The following is an 8,850-nucleotide window of genomic DNA, read 5'->3' as shown; positions in this document are numbered from 1 at the left end:
ACATCGAGGTAGATCGAGTTCGCGCCCTCAGGTGCGATGCCGAATCCAAGCCAGTACCCGGCGCCTTCGACCCCAACCCCGAAGAGGAGCGTGACGACAGCCCACCCGAAGGACGCGGCGATACCTAGTGACACGAGCGTGTCCATGCTCACGTTGCCGTGTCGGAGATTTCGCACGGTCGCTTTATGAAAAGGCCATGCCGCCCACGTGACAATTGGCACCGCAAGTGCCACACAGAGCCATTCCCAGCCCGGGAAGCGCCAACCAGGAACGAGAGCGAGAACGATCGTGATATCCATGAGCGGCACGGTAAGGATCGCGGCAACGATCAGCCGTCGTCGAAGCGAAGTGATCCGCACTTCGGTAGCGCGGCGAGACCACGCATCATCCGCGTCATCATGGAGGCGCGCCGCATACCCTGCCTTTTTCACCTGCTGAAGTGCCTCAGATATTCGGTCGCCGTCCAGGCCTGTGACGAGTGCTCGTTCGGTCGCATAGTTGACGCTTGCGGTCACTCCGTCGAGCTGATTCAGGGCACGCTCGACCCGACCTGCGCACGCCGCGCAGGTCATACCCGAGACATCGAACTGCACGGGTTCAGCGGAAACCTGTTGTAAAGTCATGAGTTCGTGTCCTTCGTAACATATGGTCGCCCCTGCATCGGGTGAGAGCGGGCTTGTCGGTCGGTGAGAGTTTCGAGCATCCGGTTATAAGCGTCGAATTCTTCGTCTCTGCCGGTATCGAAGTGGCGATCTTTCCGGTGGGCATCTTTGGCGTCTTGACGAGACCACTGAATTCCAAGCGTGATGATCACCAGCAGCAGTGGTAGCTCGCCGCCGGCCCAGGCGACCCCGCCCCCGAAATACTGAGACTCGGCGAGGTTTGCCCAAGGTAGGTCGAGGTAACGGTAGAAGTTTTCAGCGATTATTTTCCCGCCGCTGGTCATGAGGATTACACCGAAGAAGGCGTGGAAAGGCATCGCCGCCAGCACAAATCCGAGTTTGCCGATATGCGGAAGCGGGCGCGGTGGTCGGTCGACGCCGATCACGAGACCGTAGAAGAGATACCCGGCGATTAGGAAGTGCACGTTCATCAGCTGATGCGCCCAGTGGAACCGCATGTATTCGCCAAATATTCCAGAGAAATACAGTCCGTAATACGAGCTGACGAACAGGATAAACACGAACAGTGGATTATAAACGAATCGGAGAACCCTCCACTGCAGCATCCAGAGGAGCCAATCGTGCGCGCCTGCTGGCAAGGACTGATTCGAACGGGTTGTACGCAGCAGCAGGGTGACAATGCCACCCATGACAAGCAGGATCGGTGCGAGCATGTTCAAGCTCATATGCACGATCATATGGATCCCGAAATCAGGGGCAGAGTACTTTCCAAGCCCAGAACTTGTCACGCCGATGATCACGACCCAGCCGAGGACCCACGCGATGATGCGCCCAGTTGGCCACGCGTCGCCACGACGACGAAGGGTCTGCACGGCAGCCAAATAAACGGTGACAGCAGCAATGCCCAGCGCAAGGAAAAGAATGTTCGGCCGCCAGTGTGTGAGTAGCACCAGCGGTGTAGGCGCAGCATCAACCTCGAATCCCAGGAACACCTGCGAGATGCTCGTTGGAACGAAGTATTGTGGCGGCGGGATGCGAGTCATCGCCGCAGTTATACCCACCCAGCCGGAAATAGCGATCGTGGCGATAAGAATCAACACAGTGACGTGGCGTTCCACAAGCCGAAGCCGTCGCCAGTTCAACCATCCGGTCGTGAGAACACCGATCAAAATTGTCAAGAACATTCCACGGGACGCGATCTGCCAACCAGTCACCGAGTCGAATAAACTAGTACCCGCTAGCTTGAACCACGTCAGGAGAGCATCGGTGGTAATTGTCACGATTAGTGCGATGGACAGAGACTTGAACAAGCGAATCAGGATCTCCGGTGCTACGAGCCTTCCAGATGCGACGCGAAGTGCGGCAACCAGCACCACGCCGAACGCGGCATTCGTCACCAGTACTTGATAGACACCCGCATCCCAACCAAAGTCGTGCTCCGGGCCAACTAGTATCTGCCCGACAGCGACAGGTGCCAGTATCCCGAAGCATGAAGCCCACAATGGAATCAGCAGACCGGTCCAACGCTCGACAACCATGCTCAGGAACAACGTTACTAGCGCGGCGGCAAGCGATATGGTCCATGCTTTCGGGAACGCGCTGGCTTCGTAAAGGAATGACCAGGCACGTCCCGTCAACAAAATGGAGAAGGGAAATCCGTTCTTGCTTAGCATTTCCAGTACGATCATCGCCGCAGATGAAGTTGCCCAACTTGCGGATCCAACCCGGACCACTGACAGCTCGAATAGGGAGCTCAATCGGTCGGCTGACCTCCCCCGCGCATCCCGAAGAAAAAGCAGCGACAGTAGCGCACCTATGGTTACCATTGACGACAGATCGGCTATCCCTTGCCCGACAGCAGTGAGGATAGCGACTTGTAGTCCCGGAAAACTCGTGCGAAGCGCTTCATAGGGCGCTGGGCCTGCAATCAGCGCGGTCAACGTTGCAGGTAACAGTACGAGAACTGTTGAAACTAGTAAACATGCGGTAATAAGACGCCGGTGGCGTGGTATCACAGGACCATCGGAGTGGAAGCGTTCCGCCGGCGTGGCGACCGTTTGGTTCACTTGTTACCATCCTCCGCATCCAGCGTGTACCCAGTCTGCGCAGCAGTCTCGGTGTACACGGTCACTGACACGAAGGACTTCCCGGTCGGTGACCGCATCGATTTCTGCATCCATCACTCCAGCGACACCGGATCGGTCTGTAGCCGAAGCCTCCTCACAATGCGAATACGCATAAACTCCCAGCACCCAGTTACGCACCGCGTCATTCGTCCTAACGTCAATAAATGTCTCAACTGTAATTCTACAAGATGTCGAGTTGCTTAGCGTTGACAGTCAGGGTCCTCGCACGGTGCAGCTTGTAGGCTGAAGTGCGAGGCCAAGTTTGCACCGCACCGTGTATGAGCTGAGGGTCTGCTGCTGCAGACTTCCAATGAGCTCCAAGGAGAGGAGAGGCGTGAGTGGAACACGTACCCGCAGACCGGGAGAACTCGAAGAAGAAATCATGCGACTGTTGCGTCAGCACAATCACCCGTTGAGCGCACGGGAACTACAGGATATGTTTACGGGGCGCAGGCCAGCGTACACGACACTGATGACCGCACTTACTCGACTCGAGCATAAAGATGAGGTTATCCGCTCCGGTAGTTCGCCCCGAAAAATCCGATTTCATCCTGCTCGATCCGGTGAACAGCACGCGAGCGAGACGATGCTCAACGCGCTGGGTAAAGCAGTCGACCGAAAGGCGGCGCTGCTCGCCTTCGCCGGAAACCTCGATGAAGAAGAGGTTGCCATCCTCCGTGCCGCTTTCGGCAATATTCGCGGGGAGATTTAGGCTGCGTTGCTTGGGTGGACTTTGTTGTGTTTCGCTGCGGCTACAGCGACTGCACTCTTATCGCCATTGGTGCTCACGATCGGTAGATGGCAGTTGTTGCATCCTCGAACTGCACTGATGGCATGGTTTGGCTCGTTATTTCAGGGCCTTCTCCTGGTTCTCGCCGGGCTTGTCTGTAGTGTGCTCGGCGCCGTTACCGCTTCGGAGTCAGCGTCTGCGCGAGAAGCAGTTTTTCTGTCGGTAGCTGGCTGGCTCGCGCTTGGATTCTTTGGGGCAATGCTTGCCCTGGTGTCGGTATCCGTCGCGCCGCTAGTCGAGTTGAACATGCAGAGAACTGAGGCTCTTGCGCCAATTGCGTCATCTCGCGAAGACTACGGTCGGTTTACGCTAGTCCGGTTCGAGTCATCTGAACTAGTTGCGTTTGCAGTGCCTGGGCGAAAACCGGAAATTTTTCTTTCGTGTGCAGTGGAACGATCTCTGACACAAGCGCAGCTTCGCTCAGTGATCGCTCATGAATATGCACACCTGCGACAAAGGCACTGGTGGGCTCTCCGCATTGCACAAATTAATGCGATGTGCCTTGGGGGACTGCGGCCCGGGCGTGCGTTGCAACGCGCCACCACGATTCTCATCGAACTTGCCGCTGACGACGCTGCCGCGCGCCAAACCGGTGCGGCAAACCTGGCAAATGCGCTCGCCGTTTTGGGAAAGGCATCCGGAGACCAGAGTATGCACCTCCGAGCGGAACGGCTCACTGCAAGACGCTGGCCACGAGCCGCACGCCGGCGCCTTCCTAACGTACTGAGAACCACAGTTCGTACTTGAGCACGATTCCAGAATATGTCGCGAACCGGTGAAGATTTGTGCGAACTATTCGAATACAGGCTGCCCTGTGCGCCGAGAAGTCGGATAGTCGAGGTATTGTTAGGGCCTTCGACGGTAAGACAGTATCCTTGGCTGGGCGAGTCCGGCCGAAATCTTTCATGAGTTAGCCTGGGAAGTTACCCCCGTGACCTGACCGTTGCACTTCGAACTCGGGCTGGGTCTACTGCGCCGTAGTCCTCCACGCTTACAGCCGCCGCATCGTCGACTGGTCGATCAACTCCAAACAGGACACCACACGTGTCATCGACGCGCTGGATATTGCCATCCGCAATCGCCGACCAGCGCCGGGAGGGATCTTTCACGCGGACCACGGAACGCAATTCGCTTCGTGGCTCTTCGATCGAGATCTTCCACAACCGCCAACGTCGACACTCCGCCCTCGCCTACCGCACACCGATCGAATACGAGACACTCGACTTCAACAACAGCCCCGCCGCGAGTCAGCGACCAACACTGGAACCATTTCCGTGGGGCAGGTCACCAGATGTTCGGTGCTGACGCACCGCTGGGAGGATGTCATCATGCCTAAGCCCTATCTCCGCGAGTTCTGTGAGGACGTTGTCGCGTTCGCGCGTCTAGCCGTGCCGGATTTCTTGTGACGTTTCGCGTCGTGGCTGCGTCTTAGTTGTAGAGCGTTGTCCTTCGCTCGCTGGATGGTGCGGTGTCGTGCCGCGCCACTTGATTCTGGAGGTAGTTCCGATGGCTACGAATGAGACGAACGCGACAGCTCCTGCGGAGGGGACTGTGCTGGAGTCCCGTGCCGCGGAGGCGCCGGGCGTCGTGTCGCGGGTGGATCGCGCACCTTTGGCTGCGAGGGTTCCGGTAGGTGCCGGGTCCGAGTCGGCGGGTCGTACGACGATTGCGGATTGTGTCGTGGCAAAGGTCGCGGGTATCGCTGCGCGTGAGGTGTCGGGTGTGTACGCGCTGGGTGGCGGGGGAGCACGCGCGCTGGGAGTGATCCGTGACGCGGTGAACGCGACGGACCTGACGCAGGGTGTGAAGGTCGAGGTCGGCGAGACGCAGGCTGCGGCGGACATCACGATCGTGGTGGACTATCCGGCGCCGATCCAGGATGTGGCGGAGAATGTCCGACGCGCCGTGACCGATGCCATCACTCGACTGGTCGGTCTGCAGGTCGTCGAGGTGAACGTCGACGTGGACGACATGCACTTGCCCAGCGACGACGCGGACGACAACAACGAGTCGCGCGTCTCATGAGCACTACGCTGACCGGCGCCCTCGTCGGCGCAGTGCTTGCCTTCGCGGCGTTGATCTTCGGGTTCTGGGGATTCCTGCTGGTCGCGCTGCTGATGGGTATCGGTGCCCTGGCCGGGCGAGTGGTGTCCGGTCAGCTGGATCTGAGCGCCCTGGCCGGGGTGTTCGCGGGGAGGCGTAGCTCGGTATGAGTGCGCTGACCGTTGAGGCACCCACGGGAGTTGCTCCCGCGGTTCGGGGTTCTGTGCATGTGCGGGAGCGGGTGCTCGAGAAGGTCGTTCGTGAAGCTTCGGCGGTCACGATCGGTGTTCCCCGGGGGGATGTAGATGTCGAGGTGTCTGAGTGGGGTGGTGGTCTCGCCGTGCGTGTCACGGCAAGACTGCCGATCCCGGACCTTGACGACACGGAGGCTATCCGTGCCGCGCCGACGGTGATCGAGCGACTCCGGCAGATGCAGTCTGTGCTGGGCGCTGAGCTCGGCCGGTTGACCGGGCGCGAGATGCGGCGGGTGTCGTTCACCGTGACGGGCGCGACGGTTCCGGAGCGAAGGAGGGTGAGGTAGATGTCGAACACGGTGCTGAGACGCGTGGTGCGTCGTGAGATGCATTCTCCGCGCACAGTGATGCTGGTGATCGTGCTCGTTCTTGTCGCGGCCGTGGCAGTGTATGCGGGGATCGAGGTCGTCCTGCACCTGTTGGGGGCGGCGCCGTTGCTGGTCTCGCCGGGGACGGCGGTTGCGTGGGTGGCGACACTGCCCACGGCTGAACCGCGATCGACGATAATAGCGGGTGCCTCAGCGGTCGCGGTGGTTGGGGTGATCCTGTTGTGGTTCGTGGTTGCTCCGGGTCGTCGTCCCAAGCATGCTCTGGGTGTGTCGGGGCATGCGGTGGTCGTGGATAACGGGGTGATAGCGTCGGCGGTCGCTGCGCGGGTGCGTCGCGAGCTGGATCTTCCGAAGGGCGCGGTGGTTGTGGGGATCGGTCACCGCAGCGCGGATGTGATGGTGCGCCCGGAGCCTGGCCAGGTGGTTGATCGGGCGTGGGCGCGTTCGATCGCGGAGACCGAACTGGACGGGTACAGGGCCTCGCCGAGGTTGAAGGTGCGGGCGCGAGTCCAGCAGTCCGCAGAGAGGGGCGCTGCGCCATGAGCGCGACAAACCGAGGAGTGAACCGGACTGTTCTGTTCCTTTCGGGGCTGGTTCTTCTCGCTGCGGGGAGCGCGACGGTTGCCACGTCCGTATGGCGGGCTGCGTCCCAGGTCTGGGGTACCTGGTCGAAGGCGGCGCTGTCCTGGATGCAGGATGCGGATGAAGCGTCCCGCATATCGGATGCGACGACGTCGAGCTGGCTCACGATCGGTGTCTTGGTCGTGCTGCTGGTCATCGTGGTGGGAACGGTGGTGGTGATGGCGCGGTTGGGCGGCGGGCGGAGCAGCGTCGTGATCCGTGAGGAGAGTGGGGACGGCCCCCAGGGGTCGGTGGTGATCGGGCAGGGCTTCGCGTCTGACGCGATCACTCATTCGCTTGCCTCCCGGGGAGAGATCCTCACGTCGCGGGTGAGCGCGAGCAGGGTACGGGGCAACGATGTGCTGCATGTCAGTGTCACGCCGCGGCAGAACACCTCACCCGTCGACGTCGCCGACACGGTGACCCGGCTGGTGGACAACCTGGCGACTCTGACGGGCCGTGAGACTCCGACGCTTATCTCGATCCACTCGGGCGTCCGAGCCCGTCTCGCATCCGACCAACCGCGAGTCAACTGAAACTCCCCCAGGGAGTGAAAGGAGTAACACGATGGGCAAGAACATTGTGATTCTCGCGGTGATCGTCACCGCCGCTGATCGGGTGGGTGTGGAATCGGCGAAGTCGCGCGGAAAGAACTATGAGGACCTGCGTCACCAGGTCGAGCGGCTGTGGACGAGTCCGGACGCGAAGAAGGCACGGCGACGGATGGGGAAGAACTTGCGGAAGACGATCGGCAGAGCACGCAAGAGCGTCCTCGGTAACTAGGCGGAGCAACGCAGTTGCTTCGCGAGAGACTCGCCTTCGGCACACGAGGGCGGAACAGAAAATGAAGGAAGGGAACAACATCATGGGTGCTGGAGACAAGATCAAGGCCGCAGCGGACAAGGCCACCGGTCAGGTCAAGGAGACCGTCGGGAAGGTCACCGACAACGACAAGCTCGTCGCCGAGGGTAAGGCCGACCAGGCCAAGGGCGCGGTCAAGGGCAAGGTTGGAGACGTCAAGGACGTCTTCAGGAAGTAACACCCGTGCGGCGGGCTCCATCGGTCGCCCCACCCCACAACATCATCTGATTGTTTGAAAGGACTACTCTCATGGGCTTCTTCAGTTTTCTTCTTCTCGGCCTGATCGCCGGCGCGCTCGCGAAACTCATCCTTCCCGGCAAGCAGGGCGGCGGATGGTTCGTCACCCTCCTCCTTGGTGTGATCGGTGCGATGCTCGGCGGGTGGCTGGGCGGGCTGATCTTCAACGTCAACCTACAGGGCTTTTTCAACCTCTCCACCTGGCTACTCGCCATTGGTGGATCCATCCTGGTATTGCTCATCTACGGGCTGATCACCGGCCGCAAGGCAAAGAACTGACGACACCCACAAAGTGAATCGGCATCCTTAGGCTTGTGGGCACAAGATGGGGTCAGTGGGTCGCGACGATGCTGCCCGCTGGCCCTCCCCAGTGGGGGCGTCTTCGCATGAGGGGGACGAAGGATGAGCCACTACCGTGACCCATGGGAATCCGCAGATGACACGATCATCGCCGGGCGGGCGGCTGACGGCGACACCGCAGCATTCGCCGTGCTCGTGCGCAGGTACACTCCGATAATGCGCGCATATGCCCGCAGGATCCTGTCCGGCACTGCGGATGTCGATGATGTGGTGCAGGAGGCGTTCATCACCGCCTGGGGGCAGTTGCCGAAGCTCGACGACCCGGGCAGGGTGAAGAGTTGGCTGATGCGGATCACCAGCCGCAAAGCCATCGACCGCATTCGCGCGGCACGCCCCCAGGTTTATCTCGAGGACGTCGACCTGCCGGCCCCGGCTCTCTCCGCTCCCGCCCGGCAGGCGGAAGCCCGCGCCGGTGTGGCGGCGTTGAGCGACGCGTTGCAGGAGCTTCCGGCGCCGCAGCGGGAGTGCTGGGTGCTGCGGGAGATCGGTGGATACACGTACGAGGAGATCTCCGACGAGCTCGGCGTTCCCCTCTCCACAGTGCGCGGGCTGCTCGCCCGGGCACGAAAAGACATCATTGTCCGGATGGAGCAGTGGCGATGAACA

The 8,850-nt window shown here is 60.6% G+C and carries 13 protein-coding genes and 1 pseudogene; 12 read left to right on the top strand and 2 right to left on the bottom strand.

The features are described from left to right. Both ACQUSW_RS13135 and ACQUSW_RS13130 read right to left on the bottom strand, forming a co-directional pair. The coding region (locus tag ACQUSW_RS13135) for a cation transporter (protein WP_428932761.1) at window positions 1-623 on the bottom strand (623 nt) is incomplete at its 3' end. Then, window positions 620-2,311 (bottom strand): cytochrome c oxidase assembly protein, encoded by a 1,692-nt coding sequence (locus ACQUSW_RS13130; RefSeq protein WP_428932760.1) that lies wholly within the window; start codon window positions 2,309-2,311, stop codon window positions 620-622. The genes ACQUSW_RS13135 and ACQUSW_RS13130, both read right to left, overlap by 4 nt. A gap of 772 nt (window positions 2,312-3,083) precedes the next feature. Between ACQUSW_RS13130 and ACQUSW_RS13125 the strand changes: the two genes are divergently transcribed. The 12 genes and pseudogenes from ACQUSW_RS13125 (at window position 3,084) to ACQUSW_RS13070 (ending at window position 8,847) form a co-directional block, all read left to right on the top strand. Further along, complete coding sequence (locus ACQUSW_RS13125; RefSeq protein ID WP_428932759.1) at window positions 3,084-3,461, top strand: BlaI/MecI/CopY family transcriptional regulator; 378 nt, start codon at window positions 3,084-3,086, stop codon at window positions 3,459-3,461. 117 nt (window positions 3,462-3,578) lie between these two features. After that, window positions 3,579-4,286 carry a M56 family metallopeptidase gene (locus tag ACQUSW_RS13120; protein WP_428932758.1) on the top strand — a complete coding sequence of 236 codons (708 nt, stop codon included), beginning with the start codon at window positions 3,579-3,581 and terminating at the stop codon, window positions 4,284-4,286. 206 nt (window positions 4,287-4,492) lie between these two features. Beyond that, window positions 4,493-4,945, top strand: a pseudogene (locus ACQUSW_RS13115) (DDE-type integrase/transposase/recombinase); the annotation flags it as partial. A 100-nt stretch (window positions 4,946-5,045) separates the two neighbouring features. Then, window positions 5,046-5,564: an Asp23/Gls24 family envelope stress response protein gene (locus tag ACQUSW_RS13110; protein ID WP_428932757.1), complete on the top strand. Its 519-nt coding sequence runs from the start codon at window positions 5,046-5,048 to the stop codon at window positions 5,562-5,564. Further along, on the top strand, window positions 5,561-5,752 hold the full coding sequence (locus ACQUSW_RS13105; protein WP_428932756.1) for a DUF2273 domain-containing protein: 192 nt from the start codon (window positions 5,561-5,563) through the stop codon (window positions 5,750-5,752). The genes ACQUSW_RS13110 and ACQUSW_RS13105 overlap by 4 nt, the downstream gene beginning before the upstream one ends. Continuing rightward, window positions 5,749-6,123, top strand: a complete 375-nt coding sequence (locus ACQUSW_RS13100) for an NTP pyrophosphohydrolase (protein WP_428932755.1) — start codon at window positions 5,749-5,751, stop codon at window positions 6,121-6,123. Before ACQUSW_RS13105 ends, ACQUSW_RS13100 begins: the two co-directional genes overlap by 4 nt. After that, on the top strand, window positions 6,124-6,708 hold the full coding sequence (locus ACQUSW_RS13095) for a DUF6286 domain-containing protein (RefSeq protein WP_428932754.1): 585 nt from the start codon (window positions 6,124-6,126) through the stop codon (window positions 6,706-6,708). Further along, window positions 6,705-7,322, top strand: a complete 618-nt coding sequence (locus ACQUSW_RS13090; protein ID WP_428932753.1) for a hypothetical protein — start codon at window positions 6,705-6,707, stop codon at window positions 7,320-7,322. The genes ACQUSW_RS13095 and ACQUSW_RS13090 overlap by 4 nt, the downstream gene beginning before the upstream one ends. 31 nt (window positions 7,323-7,353) lie before the next feature. Further along, window positions 7,354-7,569 carry a hypothetical protein gene (locus ACQUSW_RS13085; RefSeq protein ID WP_428932752.1) on the top strand — a complete coding sequence of 72 codons (216 nt, stop codon included), beginning with the start codon at window positions 7,354-7,356 and terminating at the stop codon, window positions 7,567-7,569. 61 nt (window positions 7,570-7,630) lie between these two features. Beyond that, entirely contained in the window at window positions 7,631-7,825 is a 195-nt protein-coding gene (locus ACQUSW_RS13080) for a CsbD family protein (protein WP_428932751.1), read from the top strand. 71 nt (window positions 7,826-7,896) lie between these two features. Beyond that, window positions 7,897-8,163, top strand: a complete 267-nt coding sequence (locus ACQUSW_RS13075; RefSeq protein WP_428932750.1) for a GlsB/YeaQ/YmgE family stress response membrane protein — start codon at window positions 7,897-7,899, stop codon at window positions 8,161-8,163. A gap of 123 nt (window positions 8,164-8,286) precedes the next feature. Next, the gene (locus ACQUSW_RS13070) at window positions 8,287-8,847 is read left to right on the top strand and encodes an RNA polymerase sigma factor (RefSeq protein ID WP_428932749.1); all 561 of its coding nucleotides are present in this window, start codon (window positions 8,287-8,289) and stop codon (window positions 8,845-8,847) included. Window positions 8,848-8,850: the final 3 nt, after the last annotated feature.

It is taken from the genome of Microbacterium luticellae, assembly GCF_050408645.1.
In the GTDB taxonomy this organism is placed as follows: Bacteria; Actinomycetota; Actinomycetes; order Actinomycetales; family Microbacteriaceae; genus Microbacterium.
This window is presented reverse-complemented; position numbering and strand designations above follow the sequence as displayed.

What these genes read in the sequence shown, in the direction of transcription:
- ACQUSW_RS13130 (WP_428932760.1), bottom strand. Translation starts at nt 2,311, where the DNA reads ATGATCGTACTGGAAATGCTAAGCAAGAACGGATTTCCCTTCTCCATT.
- ACQUSW_RS13120 (WP_428932758.1), top strand. Translation starts at nt 3,579, where the DNA reads ATGGCATGGTTTGGCTCGTTATTTCAGGGCCTTCTCCTGGTTCTCGCC.
- ACQUSW_RS13110 (WP_428932757.1), top strand. Translation starts at nt 5,046, where the DNA reads ATGGCTACGAATGAGACGAACGCGACAGCTCCTGCGGAGGGGACTGTG.
- ACQUSW_RS13105 (WP_428932756.1), top strand. Translation starts at nt 5,561, where the DNA reads ATGAGCACTACGCTGACCGGCGCCCTCGTCGGCGCAGTGCTTGCCTTC.
- ACQUSW_RS13100 (WP_428932755.1), top strand. Translation starts at nt 5,749, where the DNA reads ATGAGTGCGCTGACCGTTGAGGCACCCACGGGAGTTGCTCCCGCGGTT.
- ACQUSW_RS13095 (WP_428932754.1), top strand. Translation starts at nt 6,124, where the DNA reads ATGTCGAACACGGTGCTGAGACGCGTGGTGCGTCGTGAGATGCATTCT.
- ACQUSW_RS13090 (WP_428932753.1), top strand. Translation starts at nt 6,705, where the DNA reads ATGAGCGCGACAAACCGAGGAGTGAACCGGACTGTTCTGTTCCTTTCG.
- ACQUSW_RS13085 (WP_428932752.1), top strand. Translation starts at nt 7,354, where the DNA reads ATGGGCAAGAACATTGTGATTCTCGCGGTGATCGTCACCGCCGCTGAT.
- ACQUSW_RS13080 (WP_428932751.1), top strand. Translation starts at nt 7,631, where the DNA reads ATGAAGGAAGGGAACAACATCATGGGTGCTGGAGACAAGATCAAGGCC.
- ACQUSW_RS13075 (WP_428932750.1), top strand. Translation starts at nt 7,897, where the DNA reads ATGGGCTTCTTCAGTTTTCTTCTTCTCGGCCTGATCGCCGGCGCGCTC.
- ACQUSW_RS13070 (WP_428932749.1), top strand. Translation starts at nt 8,287, where the DNA reads ATGAGCCACTACCGTGACCCATGGGAATCCGCAGATGACACGATCATC.